Annotated in this window: 21 protein-coding genes and 1 pseudogene; 14 read left to right on the top strand and 8 right to left on the bottom strand. The window is 45.1% G+C overall.

Features of this window, described 5'->3' with window-relative positions; translation table 11 throughout:
- The first annotated feature begins 426 nt into the window (after positions 1–426).
- The 3 genes from CE636_RS01055 to CE636_RS01045 all read left to right on the top strand — a co-directional run bounded on the left by CE636_RS01055 (position 427) and on the right by CE636_RS01045 (position 4,895).
- Positions 427–1,674, top strand: coding sequence for a ParA family protein (locus tag CE636_RS01055; protein WP_014839956.1), 1,248 nt, complete (start codon positions 427–429; stop codon positions 1,672–1,674).
- Positions 1,674–2,684 carry a ParB family protein gene (locus CE636_RS01050; RefSeq protein ID WP_017900718.1) on the top strand — a complete coding sequence of 337 codons (1,011 nt, stop codon included), beginning with the start codon at positions 1,674–1,676 and terminating at the stop codon, positions 2,682–2,684. The genes CE636_RS01055 and CE636_RS01050 overlap by 1 nt, the downstream gene beginning before the upstream one ends.
- Positions 2,685–3,869: 1,185 nt before the next feature.
- Complete coding sequence (locus CE636_RS01045; RefSeq protein WP_017901050.1) at positions 3,870–4,895, top strand: hypothetical protein; 1,026 nt, start codon at positions 3,870–3,872, stop codon at positions 4,893–4,895.
- A 309-nt stretch (positions 4,896–5,204) separates the two neighbouring features.
- Here the strand turns inward: CE636_RS01045 and CE636_RS01040 are convergent.
- From CE636_RS01040 to CE636_RS01020, 5 genes and pseudogenes are all read right to left on the bottom strand, one after another.
- Positions 5,205–7,612, bottom strand: a pseudogene (locus tag CE636_RS01040) (Ig-like domain-containing protein).
- Between the two features lie 138 nt (positions 7,613–7,750).
- Complete coding sequence (locus CE636_RS01035; protein ID WP_017901049.1) at positions 7,751–10,156, bottom strand: Ig-like domain-containing protein; 2,406 nt, start codon at positions 10,154–10,156, stop codon at positions 7,751–7,753.
- Positions 10,157–10,289: 133 nt separating this feature from the next.
- Complete coding sequence (locus tag CE636_RS01030) at positions 10,290–12,695, bottom strand: Ig-like domain-containing protein (RefSeq protein ID WP_017901048.1); 2,406 nt, start codon at positions 12,693–12,695, stop codon at positions 10,290–10,292.
- A 144-nt stretch (positions 12,696–12,839) separates the two neighbouring features.
- A complete protein-coding gene (locus CE636_RS01025; RefSeq protein WP_009652509.1) occupies positions 12,840–13,517 on the bottom strand; it encodes a PIN domain-containing protein in 678 nt (225 codons plus the stop codon).
- A gap of 136 nt (positions 13,518–13,653) precedes the next feature.
- Positions 13,654–14,235, bottom strand: coding sequence for a hypothetical protein (locus tag CE636_RS01020; protein ID WP_024266206.1), 582 nt, complete (start codon positions 14,233–14,235; stop codon positions 13,654–13,656).
- Between the two features lie 391 nt (positions 14,236–14,626).
- Here CE636_RS01020 and CE636_RS01015 point away from each other — a divergent pair, with 391 nt between their 5' ends.
- The 8 genes from CE636_RS01015 to CE636_RS00980 all read left to right on the top strand — a co-directional run bounded on the left by CE636_RS01015 (position 14,627) and on the right by CE636_RS00980 (position 18,886).
- Positions 14,627–14,980, top strand: a complete 354-nt coding sequence (locus CE636_RS01015; RefSeq protein ID WP_017901046.1) for a hypothetical protein — start codon at positions 14,627–14,629, stop codon at positions 14,978–14,980.
- Between the two features lie 34 nt (positions 14,981–15,014).
- Positions 15,015–15,734, top strand: coding sequence for a hypothetical protein (locus tag CE636_RS01010; protein WP_017901045.1), 720 nt, complete (start codon positions 15,015–15,017; stop codon positions 15,732–15,734).
- The gene (locus CE636_RS01005; protein WP_017901044.1) at positions 15,727–15,996 is read left to right on the top strand and encodes a hypothetical protein; all 270 of its coding nucleotides are present in this window, start codon (positions 15,727–15,729) and stop codon (positions 15,994–15,996) included. The genes CE636_RS01010 and CE636_RS01005 overlap by 8 nt, the downstream gene beginning before the upstream one ends.
- 390 nt (positions 15,997–16,386) lie before the next feature.
- Positions 16,387–16,827: a hypothetical protein gene (locus CE636_RS01000; RefSeq protein WP_017901043.1), complete on the top strand. Its 441-nt coding sequence runs from the start codon at positions 16,387–16,389 to the stop codon at positions 16,825–16,827.
- A 58-nt stretch (positions 16,828–16,885) separates the two neighbouring features.
- Positions 16,886–17,194, top strand: coding sequence for a hypothetical protein (locus CE636_RS00995; RefSeq protein WP_062878101.1), 309 nt, complete (start codon positions 16,886–16,888; stop codon positions 17,192–17,194).
- Positions 17,166–17,567: a hypothetical protein gene (locus tag CE636_RS00990; RefSeq protein ID WP_024266211.1), complete on the top strand. Its 402-nt coding sequence runs from the start codon at positions 17,166–17,168 to the stop codon at positions 17,565–17,567. The genes CE636_RS00995 and CE636_RS00990 overlap by 29 nt, the downstream gene beginning before the upstream one ends.
- A 64-nt stretch (positions 17,568–17,631) precedes the next feature.
- The gene (locus tag CE636_RS00985; protein ID WP_017901041.1) at positions 17,632–18,168 is read left to right on the top strand and encodes a hypothetical protein; all 537 of its coding nucleotides are present in this window, start codon (positions 17,632–17,634) and stop codon (positions 18,166–18,168) included.
- Between the two features lie 133 nt (positions 18,169–18,301).
- Positions 18,302–18,886, top strand: coding sequence for an HNH endonuclease (locus CE636_RS00980; RefSeq protein ID WP_017901040.1), 585 nt, complete (start codon positions 18,302–18,304; stop codon positions 18,884–18,886).
- Positions 18,887–19,054: 168 nt separating this feature from the next.
- Here the strand turns inward: CE636_RS00980 and CE636_RS00975 are convergent, their stop codons facing one another.
- Positions 19,055–19,261: a hypothetical protein gene (locus CE636_RS00975; protein WP_017901039.1), complete on the bottom strand. Its 207-nt coding sequence runs from the start codon at positions 19,259–19,261 to the stop codon at positions 19,055–19,057.
- A gap of 356 nt (positions 19,262–19,617) precedes the next feature.
- The gene (locus CE636_RS00970) at positions 19,618–19,977 is read right to left on the bottom strand and encodes a hypothetical protein (RefSeq protein WP_017901038.1); all 360 of its coding nucleotides are present in this window, start codon (positions 19,975–19,977) and stop codon (positions 19,618–19,620) included.
- A gap of 129 nt (positions 19,978–20,106) precedes the next feature.
- Between CE636_RS00970 and CE636_RS00965 the strand changes: the two genes are divergently transcribed.
- The gene (locus tag CE636_RS00965) at positions 20,107–20,748 is read left to right on the top strand and encodes a hypothetical protein (protein WP_014839959.1); all 642 of its coding nucleotides are present in this window, start codon (positions 20,107–20,109) and stop codon (positions 20,746–20,748) included.
- A gap of 37 nt (positions 20,749–20,785) precedes the next feature.
- On the opposite strand, the gene CE636_RS00960 is transcribed toward CE636_RS00965, so the two are convergent.
- Positions 20,786–21,496, bottom strand: coding sequence for an RES family NAD+ phosphorylase (locus CE636_RS00960; protein ID WP_017901037.1), 711 nt, complete (start codon positions 21,494–21,496; stop codon positions 20,786–20,788).
- 269 nt (positions 21,497–21,765) lie between these two features.
- On the opposite strand from CE636_RS00960, the gene CE636_RS00955 reads away from it, so the two are divergent.
- Positions 21,766–22,209: a hypothetical protein gene (locus CE636_RS00955; protein ID WP_017901036.1), complete on the top strand. Its 444-nt coding sequence runs from the start codon at positions 21,766–21,768 to the stop codon at positions 22,207–22,209.
- A 199-nt stretch (positions 22,210–22,408) separates the two neighbouring features.
- Complete coding sequence (locus CE636_RS00945) at positions 22,409–22,723, top strand: hypothetical protein (RefSeq protein ID WP_017901035.1); 315 nt, start codon at positions 22,409–22,411, stop codon at positions 22,721–22,723.
- Positions 22,724–22,752: the final 29 nt, after the last annotated feature.

Below are 22,752 nucleotides of genomic sequence, written 5' to 3'. Positions count from 1 at the left end.
CCCCTTGTTCGCAGTCCTGCTCCGGGGAAACTCTGCGGCTTTCTGATGCCCAGTAGGTCGCCACCCTGTGTCTTGTACACAGTCAATATCAGGAATGGACGATGAGGGTTTGGGAGGGTAGGGGAGGGAGGGGGAGAAATCGTGATCATTGGACATGAAAAAAAGATGCGTAATTTTAAATGTTAGGTATAAGACCTAGCATGAAAGCTGTAGAATTTACCAAATCGGAATATTTTTACAGTTATTGATTATTTTCCTTTTATATCAATATTTTGAATTTAGGTTGTACACAAGACGAACAAATTGAATTGTGCGCGAAAAGTTATTTTGAGCGCTAAATGCGTTAAATGTGCATTACAATGCACTTTTAACTTGTAATGCGCTCAAGCCTCATTAATAATGTGAAAACTAACCTAAGGAGATACCATGAGCATACTAGATGATATTCGTACGATCGGCCTGAAAATGAAAAATGAACAAGCAAGCCTTAAGGAAATTATCCTTGAGTCAAGCCGGGTAGATGTTTCTGATGAACAGGTCGATGGATTAGACCGTCTTATCTATAACCACTGTTTAAATAAAAAAACTCTCTCTGATTTCTTTGGTAAATCAAGAAATACATTTAGTAGAATTCTTTCCGAACTACATGAGAAACAGGTAATTGGGGAACCCATTTTCCAGAACAAGAGTCACCTGTATACCCGGTGGGATGTGCAAAAAATAATTGATGCAATGGGCACAATTCAATATCGCGAAATGTATTTACCGCGAGTCATCGTGATTGAGAACCACAAAGGTGGAACCGGTAAAAGTACAACAACAGTAACACTCGCTACCGCAGCTGCTTTGGATCTTAATCTAAATGCAAGAATCCTTGTAATTGACCTGGACCCGCAAGGTTCATTGGGTAATAACCTTATTCATACCACTAGCGATGATAGTGTTTATCTGACTATTACCGACGTTTTGCTTAGTGAAATTGAAGATAATGATTTCACTCAGTATATAAATCAAGGTTACACGGAAGAACAAATAATTGGGGCGATGGCCTTTTCTACACATTTACCTAACATGGATGTAATAACAGCTTTCCCGACTGATGACAGATTTACTGACAAATACTGGAGTCTGGATAAGGAAGCAAGACTCAAGCTACTAACTCGGTTTCGCGATGTAGTTATCCCTGTATTGAAAGAAAAGTACGATCTCATTTTTATTGATACACCACCGCAAGATTCTCCAATCATTTGGTCAACAAATGAGGCGGCTGACGCAATTCTTGTTCCGATTACACCCCGTGAATATGATTTTGCTTCTACCACAAACTATATGATTACTATTTCAGACCGTCTGGCACAATTGCCCTCCAAAGGCGAAAACATTAAATGGCTAAATGTATTGGCTGTGAATGTAGATGACAGAAGCCAGCATGAGATTCGTACTTTAAATAAACTTGTAAGAACTGTACGTGACCGTTTCATGACAACAAATATTAAACATTCAGAAGCTTTCGTTGCAGCAGCTGAAAAAGGTCGCACTGTACTCGATATTAAAAAATCAGAAGAGCTCTGTTCTTCAAAGCAGTATGATATTGCGGAAATGTCTGTTCAGTCTGTATATCAACAACTTATCAATGAGATTAAAAGCTTTTCAGTTAGGGAGGACAGTGAATAATGAGTGATGTTGAACGCGGTACGAGCAAAGACAAGTACTTGACCGGAAACGCAAAGCGTACATTTGTTGATCAAAAAAGCGGGCTTCCGCCTCTAAAAGCTCCTTCTGTACAAAAACGCCTATTTACTCTGTCAAATGGTCGTAAAGTAGAAGCTCGCTACGTAGTCGTTCCTGGTTCAGAAGTGGCAGAGAAGACGCTAGTTCATGAGCTAAACCCTCGAAATCAAGAGGCAATTGACGACCTTTCAACAAGGGAAATACTCCCCCTTATAAAAGAAAATGGGGTTACTACTGAAGCTATTGCTGTATACCGCGACGGTAAATATTACCTGATTGAGGGTAGTCGGCGTCGTTATTGCTGCATCAAATGTTTGGCAGACCTGCCGTTATGGGCATTTGATGAAGAGGTAAGTCGTGAAGATGTCGATTGTATTGTAAATGCTGCACAAACAGCGAAAAGGTTCTCATATCGTGAAGTGGGTATTAAGTACCTTCAAATCATGAAAAATGAAGAGTTCAAAACCAATGAGGAACTTGCTTCTTATTTTAACATTAGCGTTGAGTCGGTAAGAAAGAGAATCCAGGCGGCTAAAGTTAACGAAGAACTAATTAGAATTTTCCCTGATAGTGAAGGGATACCTAATACTTACTATGGTAAATTGGCTAAAATTGAAAAAGTTGCTATTGCCCATAAAATCCCTTTGTCAGAGCTAACATCTGAAGTCGGGACAGAAGACAATAAGATCATTAACGTTAATGATATTGAGGAAGTCCAGAAATCCATTTTAGATGGTTTGCATTCAGTACTTACCATTCTCTGTAATGATGCAAATAAACCGCCTAAATGGACTGTGTCAGATATTATAGATTTCGAAGATAAGGATACTTACGCACGTGTCAGGAAGAGCCAAGACGGTCAAAAAGTAAGTTTTGAGTTCAAGCGTATAAGCCAGTCAACCATTAATGAAATAGAACGTTTAATTAAAGTTAGTATTGGCAAATCAAAATAATCATAAAATGGTATGGTCATGGCCCTTAGGGGTCATGACTTTATAATCCATTAAAAGCAAAGCAACCCCCTTGTTCGCAGTCCGGCTCCTTGAGATCCAACGGCTTCATGTTAACCCGACATGACAAAACAACCCCCTTGTTCGCAGTCCGGCCCCTTGACGCCCAGCGGCTTCATGGAAGCCCGGCAGGGCAAAACAACCCCCTTGTTCGCAGTCCAGCCCCTTGACGCCCAGCGGTTTCATGACAACCCGGCAGGGCAAAACAACCCCCTTGTTCGCAGTCCGGCCCCTTGACGCCCATCGGCTTCATGACAACCCAACAGGGCAAAACAACCCCCTTGTTCGCAGTCCGGCCCCTTGACGCCCATCAGCTTCATGACAACCCGGCAGGGTAAAACAACCCCCTTGTTCGCAGTCCGGCTCCTTGAGATACAACGGCTTCATGATAACCCGACATGATAAAACAACCCCCTTGTTCGCAGTCCGGCCCCTTGACGCCCAGCGGTTTCATGACAACCCGGCAGGGCAAAACAACCCCCTTGTTCGCAGTCCGGCCCCTTGACGCCCATCGGCTTCATGACAACCCAACAGGGCAAAACAACCCCCTTGTTCGCAGTCCGGCCACTTGGCGTCCATCGGCGTCCTGATACCCCGGCAGGGTAAAACAACCCCCTTGTTCGCAGTCCGGCCACTTGGCGTCCATCGGCGTCATGATACCCCGGAAGGGTAAAACAACCCCCTTGTTCGCAGTCCGGCCACTTGGCGTCCATCGGCGTCCTGATACCCCGGCAGGGTAAAACAACCCCCTTGTTCGCAGTCCGGCCACTTGGCGTCCATCGGCGTCCTGATACCCCGGCAGGGTAAAACAACCCCCTTGTTCGCAGACCAGCCCCTTGACGCCCAGCGGTTTCATGACAACCCGGCAGGACAAAACAACCCCCTTGTTCGCAGTCCGGCCCCTTGACGCCCATCGGCTTCATGACAACCCGGCAGGGCAAAACAACCCCCTTGTTCGCAGTAACGCTATGACCGGTCTGTGACACCTGATGAATGGTTTTTGATTTACGCCCATATAAATTAGGTTGTTAGTAGAGAAAAAAATTTATTCATGCTGATAAGATTGGGAAAGGTGGCAGATCTGGATTGAGTAATTTTTTATTCGTAAATCAACTGAACAGGTAGGATATGGGAGAATTATATTTGCTGTTTGCTAAAGACAAAAATGGCATGTTATATGACACCTATCATGCCCGGCTAACATCTGACATTGATTACTATTGCACTCAATGCGGACGTCGCATTGATTATCAAAAAGAAGTTGAAATTGGAGACTTCAAACAACAGCATTTTTTTAAACACAGCGTGGCTGATGATAAAACTATAGAGATATGTGAAGAAAGCTATCTTAATGAAGCTATTAAAGATATCGCACATAGTATCCTAGCCACTGACGGCTTCATTCATGTGAGCCCAATGTTTAATAAAGGCCAGATTCAAGCACCGAGTAAAATTTTCGCACCTCATAACGTCATGATTTCACATGATGACCTCATAGGTTCCCAGCGAGTTGATTTCAAATGGACAAGTTCAAAAGGGAAATGCATGGGGTTAGTTTTCGTTGACCACAATGAAGTCATTGAAAACAAGGTGTATGACGTGACCGATTCAAAAGCCTTCATTGCCGAAATTAACCTTGCAATACTTAAAAGTCATCTACGTTCGATGATTAAATCAAAACATGGGATGGATACTGGATTAATCAACGCCATAAAGGGATTATTAACCAATAAAAATATATATAGCCGCTGGATCAGTTGGGACGGTAAAAAAACGAATTTTAGAATGTCTCCAGCTTACTTTCGTACCTTCAACAACTACGGATATGACAGTTACAAAAACATAGTTTCGCTGGATGGTTTTTTTCATCATGAAAATGATTACATTGACCAAAATACAAAGTCCGTTTTGAAGATGACAGGAAGGAAGTTTGATTTTCAAGTTAAAGAAATGACGTATAAGTTCAGCCTGGAACGAGGAAGTTACTCCGATACGTTCTATGTCGTCATCTATGAGAAAGAATGCGTTTTACTTGATTATGTACTCAATTCTGTTCCAGCTAATGACAATACATACAATCAGATTAAAGCTTTGTGTATAAAGCTCATTCGTATGTATGAATCTGCCATGCGTGGTTTAAGCCTTGCTGGTTAGGGCTGCGCCCGGCCTACTCACGAATAATCAGGGCCGTTTTCCGTCCAAAAAAAGCCTCCACCCCCTTTAAACTGGGGGAGGGGAGTAATAAACAGCAAAAACGGATCTGATCATGTCGAAAACGACGTTGATCATTTCTGGAAACCTCCCAGCAAAGCTGGTATCTATCGTCCTGAAGTGACGATTAACGAATCTAGAAAGTTACTTTCTTTGGTGGGGTAGGTCGGTGGTAGGAAAACGATGGTGACTCCAGGGCTAAGGCCCTAATCAGGTGTTAACCTAATCAGGGCTTACTTAGTGATAACTTAATTACTGAATTTGCGGAAATTCGATAATGAAGTTGCTTTCGCCGGTAGAGCCGTTTTCCGCTGTAAAAATTGGGACGGTTGAGTTTTCCCCGTTCCCAAGGTCTATCTGAATTTCTTTCGTCTCCCCAGGCTGGATCACGTTCCCCAGAATGTTAATCGCATAATCGGCATCCTTCCTGACCGTGATATTTGCTGTTTGTACGCCCTGCGCCAGTGAGCCATCGTTACGACGCAGCTGGCCCGTACGCATGACGGCCAGCGGTGTGTTATCGCTGGTTTTGAGCGCTTTCACCACGCCTAAAGTTTTCAGCTTCTCAAGGGTCACGAGATTTTTAGGGTAATAGGCAAGGCAAACTGAATGCTTTTTTGTGTCGTGTTGCCTTTGGCATCGGTAGCAAAAGCGGTCAGTGTATATTTGTCCGTATCTGAATCCAGGCTGGGGAAGAGGCGAGGGTAGTCTGGGGTATAACTACCGTCCGAGTTCTGGTTAAAACCTAAGACAACGCTGTCAGACGCCGGTCCCCCTTTGAGCACAAGCCGGACAAGGCTGGGGGCGGTTAACGCATCATTTAACGTTATGCTGATGTTCTCAAGCCCGTAAACGGTGGCTCCAGAGGACAGAGACGCATTTTCATAGTTGAAATTCACCACAGGAGGCGTCTTGTCGTTAATCAGGTTTATGAATGGTGACGATGTTTCATTGCTAAAGGTGTCCTTTGCCAGAAAGCTCAGGTTATATTTCCCTTCGGCCAGTTTGCTCAGGTCAAAACTGTATGTGTAATCCTCGCCAGAAAGGGCGGTCTGGGCACCAGATAACAACTGTCCACCAGTATCAGAATCTATCAGGGTAGCCGATTTTAGTTGCAGCAGATCGCGGAATTTACCGCGTCCAGGTTGCGTTACAAATAAAAGAACCTTTTTGTTTTCTTCCTGGTAACTGTATCCAGTAATTCTGGGTAGCAGGTCAGTATTCCAGTGGTGCCTTTTTTCAATAGATACTGATGAAAACGTTTTATCGAAATCAGTCAATCTGAAGGAGTAGGTCGTAATACCGTTCCCCGTTTTTGGGATGGACCAGGATACCGCACCGATACACTCAGTTTCGCCAGCTGGTACCTGACAAATCTCAGTATTACCACTCATCGCACGCTGAACGTAATTCCGTGGTGATGCCGTTATCCTTACAGAGCTGAATTTAACGGGCAGATCTTTGGTATTCCAAAGGTAGCTGCCTGCATTCGTTTCGCCTTTTTTGTCTGATGTTAACCAGGCCTCAGGTGCTGCCGGACTGACCGGAGCCTCACTCCCCAAATTGATATCATAGGAGAGTGAACCGCCGCCCCATTGATAGCCATTATGGATAGTGTAAGTGACTTTATAGGCGGTCTTCGCTGATACATAGCTGTACCCATTAGCCTCGGAAATTATCGTTCCAAACTTCAAACCAGCTTTATTGTATTCCCTGCGGTTATTCGATGGCACCCGATACACGAGTGTCAAAGGGTTCTGGTTTACAGTCATTCCCGGCTTATAAGCTATGTAACCTTCACTAAAGCCTGGAACCACGCTCGTTTTAGACGTGGGGTCATATACGGCAAACAGTGTGTATTCACCAAGATCCGAGTCAAATACAAACCTCTGGTCTGGCAATGCTTTACGGTTTCCCGCTTTATCATAGAGCGTTACACGAAAGCGGTATTCGACATCAGCGTTTGATACAGGCATCCAGGCGGAACGACTAAAATTACCTTTTGTCCACGGCACAGATAGCGATGCTGAACCACTGTCGTAAACCATATCAGTGATGGAATACACCGTATCGTCAGGCTTGATCACCTGGATAGTCGCTTTATCAAAACCGGTTGCAGCTTTGACATTATTCACATTCAGGTAGAGTTTTGCTTCAGCCCCCTGGCCCAGTTCCCAGCGATCACCAGTTAACACCATGTCGTATCCGGGTTTTTGGTCCACGCTCAGGTTATCGGATGAGGGGCCAGCAGTATCAATAATAAAATTGTGAGTCGTGCTGTCGATAACCGCGTTTTGTGTATTCAGGATATCCGAGGTTATGACATAACTCCCGTCACTCAAAGGCGGCAGTGTCACCGTTTTTCCGTAAAACTCTTCACCTGTAGAGGCCTTTATACGGTCATTGACCGTCACGCTATCTGTAGTAAAGCTATATACACCAACATTGTCTTTCTTTACCGTTACCTGAATTTTGCGATCGAGACCTGATATCAGCTTTACCTGAATTTTTTCGTTCGTATTCAGAACACCAGAATCCGCGCTGACTGATTTATCCGTTCCGTAGATATCCGTGATCGCATACTCATAGACACGAGCATATGAGGGGAGAGAAAGGGCGGTCAGTATTAGCGTAGTCAGTAATTTTATTTTCAATTTCATATCAAATTATTCCAGAAGAATATTGAAGGTTATGCCATGGCGATAATGATTTTCTTTTTCTGATTGCATGCATTTAACAGAGCCATGAGGCAAGAAAAGCCACCAGCCCCACGTAACAGAGGCGGTGGCCGTCGATAGTTAGTTAAGTTGCGGGAACTCGATGATGAAGTTACTTTGGCCTGTAGAGCCGTTAGCAGCCGGAAAAATCGGTACAGTGGAATTTGCGCCGGTTCCGAGGTCGAGCTGAATTTCTTTTGTTTCCCCAGGTTGGATCACCGTACCGAGAATGTTGATGGCGTACTCAGCATCACTTCGGACCGTGATATTGGCTGTCTGGATGCCTTGGGCAAGTGAACCATCATTACGTCGCAGCTGACCGGTTCGCATGACGGCCAGCGGTGTGTTGTCGCTTGTTTTCAGCGCCTTCACCACACCCAGCGTTTTGAGTTTTTCCAGGGTCACGAGATTTTTCGGATAGTAGGCAAACTGAATACTTTTCTGGGACGTGTTCCCTTTAGCATCTGTAGCATAGGCCGTGAGAGTGTATTTATCCGTCGACGCATCCAGAGTCGGGAACAGACGTGGGTAATCTGGTGTGTAGCTCCCGTCAGCATTCTGGTTAAAGCCGAGGACAACACTGTCAGATGCCGGTCCCCCTTTGAGCTCCAGACGGTCAAGAACTGGTTTGGTCAACGCATCGTTAAGGTTAACGGCGATATTCTCCAGTCCATAGACGGTCGTTCCGGAGGGGAGCGGGGCATTCTCGTAGTTAAAGCTGATTTCCGGAGGCGTCATGTCATGCACCAGCGTGATGAATGGCGACGTTGCCTCGTTTTCGAAAGTGTCTTTTGCCAGGAAGCCTAAATTGTATCGTCCTTCCGCCAGCTTACTCAGATCAAACGTATAGGTGTAATCTTCACCCGAAAGCGCAATTTTGGTTCCATTAAGTACCTGCACGCCGGTATCGGCATTAATCAGTTCAGCAGACTTGAGCTGGAGCTGGTCCCTGAAGTTGCCGTTACCGGGCTGCGTAACAAATAACAGCACTTTTTTCTTATCTTCCTGATAGTCATAGCCGGTGATTTTAGGAAGAAGATTGGTGTTCCAGTGGTTACGCCTTTCCGCATTTATTGAGGCTAGTGTTTTGTCCTCGTTATACATTCTAAAAGAATAGGTCACGCTACCATTACCACTTTGGGCAATAGTCCATGGTACCGGCCCGCTGCACTCAGTCTCGCCTGGCGGGATCTGACAAATTTCCAGGTTCCCTGTAAACGCTCTCTGGAGATAGTTTCTCGCAGAGGTACGAACTCTCGCTGAAATGAATTTCACCGGCAGATCGCTTGTCTTCCACAAGTAGTTAAAGGAATTGATTTCACCCTTTTTGTCCGTAGTGAGCCAGACGGTGGAAGGCGTTTCCGGACTTTCAGGGGTATCCGGCCCGAGTTTCAGATTGTAAGTCGCAGCAGCGCCACCCCACTGGTACCCGTTATGGATATCGTATCTGATGTTATACGGCGTTGTTGCGGCCACATAGACGTAGCCGTTGGCTTCGGAGATGATGGTGCCAAAACTTAAACCCGCTTTGTTGTATTTCCGGACGTTATTCGTCGGTAGCCGGTAGACGAGGGTAATCGGATTTTGATTAACCGTCATACCTGCTTTATACGCTACGTATCCCGAGGTGATCCCCGGCACCACGCTTGTCTGTGATTCGGGATCGCGTATTGCAAATAGGGTAAATTCACCAAGCTGGTTGTCGAAAACAAATTTCTGGTCAGGTAACACTTTACGTGAGCCTGCCTTGTCATAAAGCGTCACCCTGAAACGAAATTCAACGTCTGCATCCGATGTCGGCATCCAGGAAGCCTTTTTCCTTTCACCTAATGTCCAGGGAGCCGAAAGGGAAGAGGACCCACCATCATAATCCATGTCCGTGATTGAATAGACGCTGTTGTCCGGGTTGATGACCTGTAGCGTTGCTTTATCAAAACCGGTCGCGGCCTTAACGTTATTCACGTTCACATATAATTTTTGTTCAGCACCGAGGCCGAGCTCCCAGCGGTCTCCCTGTGTGACCATTTCATAGCCTGGTTTCTGAATAATGCTCAGATTGTCTGAGGTTGGCCCAACACTATCGATGGTGAAATCCTGAGTGGTTGAGTCGACCTGAATATCCTGTGTGTTAAGTATTTCAGAGATGACCTGATAGGGACCATCACTCAGGGGAGGAAGCGTGATGATTTTCCCGTAGAACTCTTCGCCCGTTGAGGCCTTAATTCGATCACTTACCTTAATGCTATCGGTGGTCGTGCCGTAGACCTCTGTACCGTCTTTCCTGACAGATACGTGTACTTTGCGATCGAGGCCGGAAATCAGGCTTAGCTGAATTTTTTCGTTAGTGTTAAGAATACCGGTTTCCGCACTGACTGATTTCTCAGCGCCATAGATATCCTTAATGGTGTACTCGTAGACCCGCGAATACGATGAAAAGGGGAGGGTCGCGAGGATTAACGTTGTCAGCAGTTTTATTTTGGTATTCATATCAAATCATTCCCAGCAGGCTTGAAATCAGAGTGAAGAAAGTTACTTTTCTCTCTCCCCGGCCGTCATATCCGCCGTGTCGTGTTTATCCAGAAATTACCGGCCACCAGCAGGGACCGGTAATCGTGAGCCGCTATTTAATTTGCGGAAACTCAATGATGAAATCGCTTTGCCCGGTAGCGCCGTTTGTCGCCGGGAAAATTGGGACCGTGGCGTTTACACCAGCGCCGAGGTCTATCTGGATTTCTTTGGTTTCGCCTGGCTGAATGACAGTACCCAGTATGTTGATCGCATAATCAGCGTCAGTCCTGAGCGTGATGTTGGCCGTTTGTACGCCCTGAACCAGGGAGCCATCGTTACGCCTCAGCTGCCCGGTACGCATGACGGCCAGCGGTGTGTTGTCGCTGGTTTTCAGCGCCTTCACCACACCCAGCGTTTTGAGTTTTTCCAGGGTCACGAGATTTTTCGGATAGTAGGCGAACTGAATGCTTTTCTGCGTGGCGTTCCCTTTGGTATCCGTTGCATAAGCCGTCAGCGTGTATTTATCGGTATTTTCGTCAAGGGTAGGGAACAGACGGGGATAATCTGGCGTATAGGAGCCATCGGCATTCTGGTTGAAGCCAAGGATCACACTATCAGATGCGGGGCCACCTTTGAGCTCAAGACGTTCCAGTACAGGCTTTGTCAGCGCATCATTCAGGCTGATCGCGATGTTCTCCAGCCCGTACACGGTAGAACCGGAAGCGAGCGGGGCATTTTCATAATTAAATATGACGTCCGGGGGAGTCATGTCGTTCACCAGCGTAATGAACGGGGATGACGATTCATTATCGAAGGTGTCTTTGGCAAGGAAAGAAAGGTTATATTTGCCTTCCGGGAGAGCTCCCAGATCAAACGTATAGGTGTAATCATCACCAGCAATCGCTGTATTGGTACCGGTTAACACCTGCACATTTGAATCTGCATTAATCAGAACAGCAGACTTAAGCTGCAATTTGTACCGTAAACTGCCGTTCCCCGGCAGATTCACAAATAGCAGAACCTTTTTCTTGTCTTCCTGGTAATCATAGCCAGTAATTCTGGGTAACTGGTCAGCATTCCAGTATTGCCGCCTTTCAGCATATTGTGAGAAAAGGGAGCCATCGGCATTGGTCATCTTGAAGAAAAACCCCATATGGCCGTTACCACTTTTTTGAATATTCCCTACAATTTTCCCTTCACACTCCAGTTCGCCGACAGGAATGTCACATAAGAAATCGCCGGTATTAGACATAGCCTTTTGGATGTAATTTCGTGCCGACGCTTTCACGCGGGCAGTAAGAAATGTCACCGGGAGATCGGATGTTTTCCAGAGGTAATCATATGAGCTTACCGCGCTTTTCTTGTCCGAGGTAATCCACACGTCAGGAGTAGTTGGGCTTACCGGCGCATCTGCACCCATTTTAATATTGTAGGTAACACTGGCTCCCCCCCACTGATAACCGTTATGGATAACAGAGAGCGTCTGGTAAGGGGTCGTGACCGACACATAGCTGTAGCCGTTCGCCTCAGAAATTATGTTCCCGAAGGCCAGCCCGCCTTTTCTGTACTCCCTGCGGTTCGTAGAAGGGACACGGTAGACAAATGTAATGGGGTTCAGATTGACCGTCATCCCCGATTTATATTCAACATAGCCTTTACTGAATCCAGGTATAACACTGGTTTCAGTTGTAGGGTCATACACCGCGACTAGCGTGTATTCGCCTAAATCCGAGTCAAAGATGAACTTCTGATCCGGCAGGACTTTTCGGGTACCGGCCTTGTCGTATAGCGTGACACGAAAGCGATATTCTGTATCCGCATTGGACACCGGCATCCAGTCGGCTTTAACCGCGCTCCCCTTAGTCCACGGAACAGAAAGCGATGCAGAACCGCTGTCGTAAACCATGTCCATTTTGGAATAGACGGTATTATCAGGATTTAGGATCTGGATAGTGGCTTTATCAAAACCGGCAGTCGCTTTCACATTTTTGACGGTGACATAGAGTTTTGCTTCTGCCCCCAACCCCAGCTCCCAGAGGTTTCCGGTAAGGACCATGTCATATCCCGGACGCTGATCAATACTCATGTTATCGGCAGTGGGGCCAGACGTATCAATCAGGAATGACTGGGTTGTCGAATCAATAAGGGCATCCTGGGTATTCAGTATTTCCGAGGTGATGGTATACAGCCCATCACTTAACGGGGGCAGGGTTATCACTTTCCCGTAAAACTCTTCATCTGATGATGATTTGATGCGGTCGGCAACTTTTACGCTTTCTGTCGTCGTGCTGTAGACATTCACGTCGCCTTTTTTCACCGTCACCCGGATTTTTCTGTCCAGTCCTGAAATCAGGCTAAGCTGGATTTTTTCCGTGGTGTTCAGCTTCGCTGAATCGGCGCTAACGGATTTCTCCACACCGTAGATATCTTTGATTGTGTACTCATAAACACGGGAATGGCCGGGCAATGAAAGGGTGCCGAGGATTAATGCCGCCAGAAGCTTGGATTTGAATTTCATATCAGTACCAGTCTAAAGCATGGTTAAAAGGTCGCATTGTGGGTCGCTCTTAACCACTGATGGAGCGATACATGCCTAAAAGTTACTTTCCTTCTCCGTTGAAAAAAAACGGATGTTTATGATTCTGCACTTCAGGCCAGCGGCTTATTTCACCTGCTGGAGAACAGCACGCCTGCTCTTCTGGACTGGCGAGTGTAATGAGCGATTCCACACCAGCGTGTTTTCGTAAATCGAGATGAAACCAAGACTAATCAGCTCCTGCTTAATCCGTTCGTTCAGCAATGAACAGGTCTTTTGCCCCGTCAAATTTGAAAGGTAATTTTGTAAGGCCTTTGGTGTGGCCGGGAGAGATTTAGGGGAGGATGCGCAGGAAAGCTTCAGTCTGTTAATCCAGTAGCCCATGTCATGCTCTTTGGCTTTCATCACTTTCATTGTTGAAGCCTTGTCTTTAACCGGTTGCGGAACGGGCAGGGCTGGAGAGATCCTTGTACAGCTGATCCCTGTTGCTTTCAGACGGGCAATAATACCGTCATAGCCCTTGTCACGGGAGATAACAGAGAAGTGTGACGTATCCCCGGCCAATGCGGTCAGTTGTCCGAGTTCCAGGACCAGATGGAAATCAACATTGTTTTTGGATACCTCAGTCGCCGGAATAATGCGTAAAGAAATTGCAGAGCTCAGGGACGTAACAGGAATTTTAATGTTTTCCTGTTTAGCGCCCGTGAAGAAAAGCACTTTGTCAAAGTCATGAAGGGAAACTCCCTCAAGGCTTCCGATATTTTCATAATCAATCAGGGCAATTCTGGTTTTGGGACTTCGCATTACTCTCTCCCGAAAAAAAAGGTTGAACCAAATATCAACCAAATCGACTACACCACATGCAGGCCAAAAGTAACTTTTATGCCTACGTACATTACCTGCACCCAGTAAAAGTGACTTTTTAAAGGGCAAATCCTGACTAAACGTCCAGCTCCTGATTCACCATGGCTACGGCCATTGGTCTGGAGCCACTGGTATCATCCACCTCGACGGCTATATCTATCCAACGGCTGGGATCTGAAACCCAGTCAATAAGCTCTTTTATGGACAGGCTGTGCCTGATCTCAATGTTTTTAATGCTGTCATTGCCAAACCAGTTAATCCGGTTCACATGCTGTTTTATGTAGTACACATCCCATGAGCCATGGCCCAGAAAGTCCTTACCCCACTGCCGTTTAAGCTCTCGCCAGTCACAGGGCAGAACGTCTGCACGAGAAAGACTGTCTGTTATCTGATAGATATCTGAAAACCCCACCTCGCTATCCGGGATCATTTCCAGGTACAGGTACCCGGCAACCGGATGCTTCGCGCTAATGACCACATTTTTGGAGCTCATCAAAGGTTCCGTTTTTCGTATGAACAGGCCTGACGCCAATAATCCAGTTATATCAAAATCGGCATCAGAAATTCCTGAATAACAGGACGAAAAAAAGCCTAAACGAAAAAAAATGCGATAGAAAAAATAGGGTCTTCCAGGAGCGATATATTTTGATATCGTCAAATAACTAATCCATCGGAGAAGTTCAAATGACGCCAGTATTCAGAGCGGGAAATGTGAAAACAGTACGCGCAGCAAGAAGAAAACGACACAGAAGGAGAGGGAGGCTCATTCACAGCCATGATGACAGTTTCATTACCAACAGACTCCTCGATCAGCTAACCGACGAGATGATGTATCAGGAAGCATTCAGAAAAAAGCTTATCGACGAACGATAAAAAAATACTCCACGGCCGAAAAGTACCTTTTAGCCGGAAAAAATCAAAATTCTCTATGTTAGATTATGACCAGTATTATTAGGTCAGAAGTAAACCAGTGCCCTGTCTGGTTAAAGGGAATGGCGGTAGCTTCTGAAAATTCAGCTTAACTTCCAGTTTATTCTAGCGGGATGTCTATGCATTCAACTCATCTGACGAAAAAGTTTAATATTCTGGCGGTCGTCTATTTCACAATCATTGCTTGTGGTCAGATTGTTCTTTTCCCTCATTCGCAGCCCATTTTTCTGGTCATCGTCACTATGGGTATTGCGGTTCGCTTATTTACCCTGCGGCCACAATATAAAAATTTACGGTTTCTGGTTTTGTCCATCATCTCACACCATCTTGTTTTTACCATTCTTACGCTCATCCAGCTCTATATCAATGCCAGGTATATCAGGGCCAGTTTCATTGAGTATCAGATGGTTTACGCGCCTTTGCTCATCGGGATGGGATATGTGTATTTCAACGTCTGGAGAGCGCGTACCTGACGTCCACCTGACCTCTTTGATTAAAGGAGCCTGAATGCTTCGTTCTACCCCCAAAATCACACCCCTGACCTTTTCTCCTGAAGAAATTAGTGGCCTACAGAACGGCCAAAAAACCCAGTTCCGCCGGGCACTGAAAGGTCGTGATGCTTTTTCAGAAAATATCACCTCCAGAGTAACTTCTGGACCTGCAATACCAGTCCTAAAATGCCCTTATGGTCAGCCCGGCGACCGGATTTGGATCAGAGAAACAGCAAGGACCGAGTGGCAGCAAGTACAGGAGTCCCCGCTAAGAGTTCAGACCGGTGTACGGTACCGCGTTGATAACGAGTACCAGGAACTGACCAGCGATTACCCGTGCCGGATGTTCCCTACAAAACGCCTGACATCACAAGGCGTGCCTGCGTGGGCAACGCCGGTAAGTATGCCTCGATGGGCTAGCCGGTATCTTCTCGAAGTCTGCGATACGCGCCTTGAGAAACTCTGCGATATCTCTGAAACCGATGCCTATGCGGAGGGGGTTCTCACTGAAGTGTGGGACCAGGTTGTCGTTGCCCGAAATTACGGTATACCCGATGCATTCTTTCAGTACTGGTCTGACGATATCGATCACTACGTCGAAATGAATGAACTGTACCGTAGCTCTTTCCAGAGCCTGTGGGATAAGATTTATGAAGCTGGAAGCTGGGCTTCTAACCCGCTCGTTTGGGTTGTCACGTTTAAATTACTGGATATCGACAGGGGGGAGAATGAATAACACGCCAGCTCTATACGAGGCTGTTGATTCAAAGATTCTGGAAAAGGTGGGTAAACATCCAAAAGCATTCGTGGATATATATTTTCCGGAAATATACACGCTTTGCGTGGAAATTCTTAATGACAATAAAAAAGAGCCTGCTCGTATACTCGACAGGCGACTACAGGCTCTACGAAAGAAAGGTTTGATCCATCACGTTACCGGGAAAGGTTGGGTTAAAATGATTCCCCAGGAAGGAAAGGAAGGAAATTCAGGGGGGTAGAGACTCCAGCTGATAAAATGAAATATCAGGGCTGTTCTTTTCATATGGAGTAAGCTGTTATGCTTTACCCATTTTTTGGAGCCCTGTGCTTCATTCTGACGTTATGCTTTTTAAGTATCAGCGGTATGATTATTCTCATCCATAAAACTGATTCTGTTCAATACAGCGTTCGGCGTTACCGATTTCTTTTACTCTGCAAGGCAGCTGGTGCAGTGAATTTTTTTATTACCATTTACTGCATCGCTGGAACCGAGGGACAGCTTTAGCGCTGTTCCACATCTGGTCAAATCTTGTGGCTCTGGACCGAAAAGTAACTTTTCAACCGGGCTATCAATCCAGACAATCAGAATATGACATTCTTCTTATTAAATGATGTCGCCGGGGGCGATTATGAATATCTATATGGACGGTAAAAATGTAGGCTGGCTTTTATACCTTGCTATGGGTTTTGTCGCTTTGGGCATTGCTTTTTTATTGTCCCATAAAATCACTTCAATGCTAAAAATAAAATCAACGGCTAATGGCGGGCTTATCATATCAGGAATTACATTAATCCTGGCTGGTTTTGTCATGTTCATTGTCGTTAACCGAAGTTCATTATCATTGGATGATATTAAGATGGGAGAGCGCTGGCTTAATGAGTGCCAGCTACTTGAAACTAACATTAACAATGGTCTTTTTGACGAACCGACAAACAAGGTTAATTGCAACGGAGTGATTGAAAACATTCCAAAATACAGTTACGACGATTACACCACCGAATGGTTATTGTACCACCAACGCAATGAAAATCTGAAACATGCAGGACTAACATCAAAACTCAGTTCATAGCTGATTTCATGAAAGTAACTTTCTTATCACCTATTTTAAACGACTCAAGAGGCTGTTTGTGAATAAATTATTAATATTCATGGCGTTATCACTTTCCCTGTGTCTGTCTGGCTGTGATTTGGGAACATCAAAGTCCTCATGGGCTACCGCTAAAGTGGTTAAAACAGAGATGGTGTATGGAAATGTACTATACAGGATTGTTTTCTATACCCTTCCGGATTTTGATGAAGGAAATAGGATTTTTCAGGCGAACCTTTCTCCTCTTGAGGCAGTGAAAGCAGAACATGGGCAAATGAATATCAGGCTGAGAACATATTCAGATGGCAAAATAATGGTGTATGAAAACATTAGAACTTTCAAAGAATAGTTATGACAGAGGCAGTTATATGAGAATGAAAATCATCAGCAACTCATCCAGTCATTCAGCGCATTATATATACACATCATTTATTATAATATTAAGTTTGCTTGTCGCATACTTTCTTGCAAAAGAACTTTCAAAAACAGATGAGCCCGCAACGAAACAAGAGTTAATTGATATCATTGAAGCTACCCCATGCGCTTTAGAACCTATCTCCAGAGCCATAGAGCAAAATCCGATAAGTATCGTCAGAGCAAATTCTATTGCCATCCAATGTCAGAGAAACATATTAAGAAGCGAAGTTATAAATGAGCAAAGAGAAGCATTAAATGAGCAAAAACAAGCATTAAAGTACGTTGAAAAAGATGAGTGGCAATAATATTTACAATCATTTCTTTGTTTTAAATTCACATATCAATAAATGCTTTATAAGCAGGCATAACATGGAAATTAAACAGAACTTCTTGGTAGTAATAGCTTTAATTATTGTTGTTTGTGGTATTTTTATAGTTTCCGGGAAGTATGATGTTAACACTTTCCAGTTTGCATATTCCATTGCCACAAAAGAGAGTCTGGCGAAAATTATAAACAATACGCCTTGTGCATATAACCCCATTAATAAAGCCCTCGAAAACGGGCCGATTGATATCGGGCAGGCCAATGAAATTGCAGATAAATGTAAGAGGGAGGAGCAGTCAGAAGCAGAAAGGAAAGTGCAGCAGGATGCGTTAAGGCAAATCAGCAAACCTAACGATATTGAAGATAAAGACCGAGCTGCGACCAAACAGGAGATTATTGACATCATCAGTTCTTCACCTTGTGCTAATGGACCAATCACTGCTGCCATCGCTGGTATGCCTATTAGCATCAGTTATGCCCGACATCTCGGCAGCACTTGTGAAGAAGTTTCAGCACAACGGCAACGTTTAAAACATGAAAGAGAAGAACAGGTACAGGCTCTTTCCTATTTTTACGAGTAATAACCCCCCTGGTTCTTATTCATTAAGAAAAAGGTGGTCGTTAACCTAAAGGTTTTTTAAAAATAAAAAGGACTGGCATCGTTTCTTTAAGTGTCAGTTATCAAATTTCGGAAAGTTACTTTCTGGGGGGACTATGTCTGAAAAGATTATCAAAAGGGGAGGAGAGCTCATAGAGTTGCACTCTCGCAATAATATTTCAAATAAAGCGGAGCTGCAGAGCAATACACAAAAACCCAAAACGAAAATCACCAAAGCTCAAAGAGCAGCACTCAGAATGAAATTTGCTGCCCGGTGTGCTTATTGCGGGTGTGAGCTGAAGGAAAAGGGCTGGCACGCCGACCATGTAGAGCCAGTACGGAGAGATTTCGATATAGTTCGCGCGCCCCAGGGGAGTCGGGTGACTCACGTTGCACGCAACAATGGACGAGTATTCCATCCCGAGCGGCATGATTTAGAAAATCTTTTCCCAGCATGTTCTCCATGCAACCTGTTTAAAGCGACATTTTCAATCGAGGGATTCAGGAAACAGATAGCCCACCAGCCTGAACGAGCTCAAGCCTACTCTGTCAACTTCCGCACCGCCCAACGATTCGGACTAGTGACGGTCATAGAGAGACCTGTCGTGTTCTGGTTTGAGGTCTATGATGCTTCGGAGCCTCTGGAGCCCCAACTATCCTACTTCATGGAGAACCGGCAGGTCGCTCCGGTCTCCAGATGATTTGATTGATAGTCAATCGCCCTTCCGAACGTTGGTGTTTATTTATCTTTCCAGGTTGCGAGAGAATAAGAGGTATTTTGCAGTTTTAGTATTAATGTTTAATTTCAGGAGGATATTACTACCTTCGGTAAGAATACGTTTCTAACGAATGAAGACATCCTGATAATATCAAAAATCCTGAGCTGCTCGTTGCATTTCATCGGTGATTAAATCATAAGTTACAGTAATATCCGCCCCGCAAGCCTGTTCCAGCTTCAATCTAATCAACTTACCGATATGTTCATCTGTCATCGAGGATTCGATCCTGACGATTCCTCTGCCAGCTCTTAGTTTAGCTCGGTTTTCTTCTACCTCATGAATATCGAAAGTTTCCATTGTCATCTCTCTGTTGTCAGATAAATTGTTTAGAACAATATATCAGTCGTCACCATGCATCTCAACATATCCTTAAAATAACCCGTGGCGCAGGCCAGTATAACCAGATAATATTCTGGCATCATTCCTGTTCATTGTTATATAAACTGTTCAGTTACAGGCATTGCCTGGTCATACTTCTATCTCGAATCGTTAACCATGTGATGTAATTAGTCATGCAAAATGGACTCTACTATGCCCAGTCAAATTCCACTCGCGCCAATACTTCCGACAGATTTATTCAATAAAGAGGGCTTTATTGAATAAATCGAATAGAGAGAACAAAGGGGAGTCCTGTTGACCCTGCACTACGGGTTCTACCAGCGCTTCTCAATAGTGTCTACTATGAGGCTTATGTAAGCAGATCTCGATTCCTCACTGTCGGACTGCCTTGCGTAAGCTTTTTTTATTGCACCTTCAGAGAGAGGATGTTTCATGTTTAGAAGTAACATGATCACCAGAACATCGATAATGCGGGCAGAGGAAAAGTACTCATAGATGTAGTCGAAAGACGTTTGTTTAAAGTCTACTCCAGTTGCTCCAATATCAATCAGGGCAGCGATTATCTCCCTTTCGTCACCATTTCTGACGGTAAGCTTTAACAGGTTTAGTTTACGTTTCTGTGCTTCCTCAATCTTTCGTTGTGACTGTAGATATTCGGCAAGGTTTTTAAACATTATAACGTATCCCGTGAGTACTAATCCCGCAGAGCATACGGAGATTCCCTGAAAGTTGGAAGTCGGCAAACACCTGATTTGACCATTCCCCATAATGGATATACAATAATCGTCAAATGGAGGTGGCTTATGTACAAAAACACCACAGCTGAAAAACTACCAGATACTCATGATAATCTGACGGACTTTCAGCGCAATCTACTGAAAAGAATAAACAATATCGCACTGTCTCTGATGCCTGAGTTTGAGGACAAATCCCAGGCCATGGAAGCGATCACACTGGATGATGGCTCATTGATGCAGTTACTTTACTCTGTGCAAATGCAACAAAAAACGCACGCATCTGAGTATGAAATGCGTAAGGTTCATCGCCGTCGTGAAAATCTGGAAGCTTTTTACAGAAGCCTTCAGGAAATAGGCGGTACCTTTAAAGTCAATGATGTGGCGGACATACTGGGGATTACCCGACAGGCAGTGAACATCCGGGTGAAGAAGAATCAGCTTCTGGCCTTTAAGCAAAACGGTGACTTTATGTTCCCGGTCTTCCAGTTTACTGATGAAGGTCTGAGACCGGGATTTAAAGACATCATGGACGCATTCGATGAGGATACCCATCCGGTGTTGCGGCTGGAGGTTTTCAAAGCTCCGATTGCGGTCAGCGATGAGCAAACCAAAACACCCATCCAGATCCTGACTGATGGCGCAGCTGAAGATGAACTGGCTCTGGCCGTTCGAGCCGCACGACTATTCGGTAGCCATGTTGCCAGCTGAGTTAAAGAAAAGAGGGGCATACCGCGCCCCTCTTTAGTTACTTCGGTTCGGACATAATTTTGAAGTTTAGTAATTCCTCAAACATCTCTTCGCCGGTCATGAACGTACCAGGCCAACCTGCAGGGAAAATTCCTGTATCTGTCTCCCTGTAAGATGCATAGGGCACCATCCCCCCGGGAGTATCAGTGAAAGCAGGCGGCTTACCTGGCATTTCCCAGAAAGCATAACAACGCTTGCAGCGATAGTGTCTTCCTGAATAAGAGATCCCATCAAAATCACTTCCAAAATGCGTATGCAAATACGACATCAGCCATTGTGTGAAGGTATAGTTTTCGTTTTCAACGCTGTCAGGTGGAATGTGAAGCAGCTGGCATAAACCAACAATATCGATCGCTTTCACCGTTCTGTTGACATCTATCGAGCACATATAATGCTGATGTAAGACTTTCTCTGGGTAATTAACAGGACCACCCAAATGAAGTAAACGTCCGTATGCTTCCGCCGCTGCCGTTAATGATGAGTCTGCAGCGTACCACACGGCAATCGAACCACCGGGTGGGTTGTAGCGTCCACACTCTTCAAATAACACTGGCGCACTGAACTGTACTGCACTTGCATAACACTTCTTCTGGTGACGCTTCAAAACAGCCGAAGCCGGATTGATTGTCACTGTCGGAATACGCCCTACCTTTTGTAACGCTACAATTCCCTGCGTCACTTTATCTTCTTCAAAAATCCATTTATCCATAAAACACCTCCTTACAACAGATTAGGCCATAGGCTTTCTCCATTCTCATTTATAAAATGTCCCTGAAGTATCGTCATTCAAGGACGAATAAGACCTGCGGTCTCGCTGATATTATATCCAAAAAAACCATATGTTTCATATAAATATGGTTTATCTTCCAGATGAATTTAGAGTATAAATAGTAGCTTGCATTGTACCTAATTTAAGGTACAATTGATGTTGAAAGGGAAGGCTACCGAGCCGCCCAATAACTGCCTCAGGAGGCGTTCATGTCAACTATCCCTCAATTAGCTGAACTGGGTTTTACCTCAGATGTTATACCTGTGATCAATACACCAGCGCCCAATATGACTCGCGGATTTGAGCGCTTTCATATCAGCTATAACTTTTCATCAGCAGCATACGGTTGCGACACAACAGCTCTGGTTCTGGATGAGCGTGTCTTTTTCGTTCTGGACGGGGACCACGCCAGGGATATGACCGAAGCTGCAAAATCACATGGTATTGATGGATGCGTGAACGTCTTCATAGACCGTATTGAGTCTGCTAATCGTCACAGCGAGCATAAAATGGCGATTGGCCTGACAAGTGATAAGTTCGGACTGATGCCGACCGCACTTGCCGTCATCGGAGAACAGAACATCCTCCGGCTTCTCTCTGCAGTGACAGGAACTGTTCAGGACTTTTCAGCGAACGGCATTAACAAGGATTAACCATTCTAAGTACCAACAGACCCATAACATCTGAGGCTTATATGAAACTTGACGATTTAACAGGTGACGACCGTACTCTGGTTGTAGTCGCTCTCCAGGCTCTTCACCGGGAGCGAGCTAACGCATATCATGCAGCCTGCACCGCCTGCCAGCTCTCAGGCAAGCAACCACCAGCTGAAGCCCTTTTTGGCGTTGATGAATGTATTTCGGCATTACGCAGGATTGGGGCTCTCCCGATGAGATGAAATCAGAGATGAAATCAACCAATGTGAAAGACGATAGTAGGGCATTACTCATCAGTGCTGGTCAGTTGTTGTTTGGTGAGCGCTGGCAAACGGAACTCGCCAGAGCCCTTGGCCTGTCAGACGGCAGGCGCATCCGTCAGTGGCTTTCTGGTGACAGACCAATTCCAGTTGGAATATGGGATGACCTGAGTGGTCTTCTGAATGACCGAAGTTCCGAAATAGCTCTGATTGCTAAACACATTCAAGACAGGACGAATGAGAACGTATAGGTTAATTGAGCTGACAGTAGGGAGGGGGG

The sequence above is a fragment of the Klebsiella sp. LY genome, assembly GCF_004010915.1.
In the GTDB taxonomy this organism is placed as follows: Bacteria; Pseudomonadota; Gammaproteobacteria; order Enterobacterales; family Enterobacteriaceae; genus Klebsiella; species Klebsiella quasipneumoniae.
Note: the sequence above shows the minus strand (reverse complement) of the source record. Positions and strands in the feature narration are given on the sequence as shown.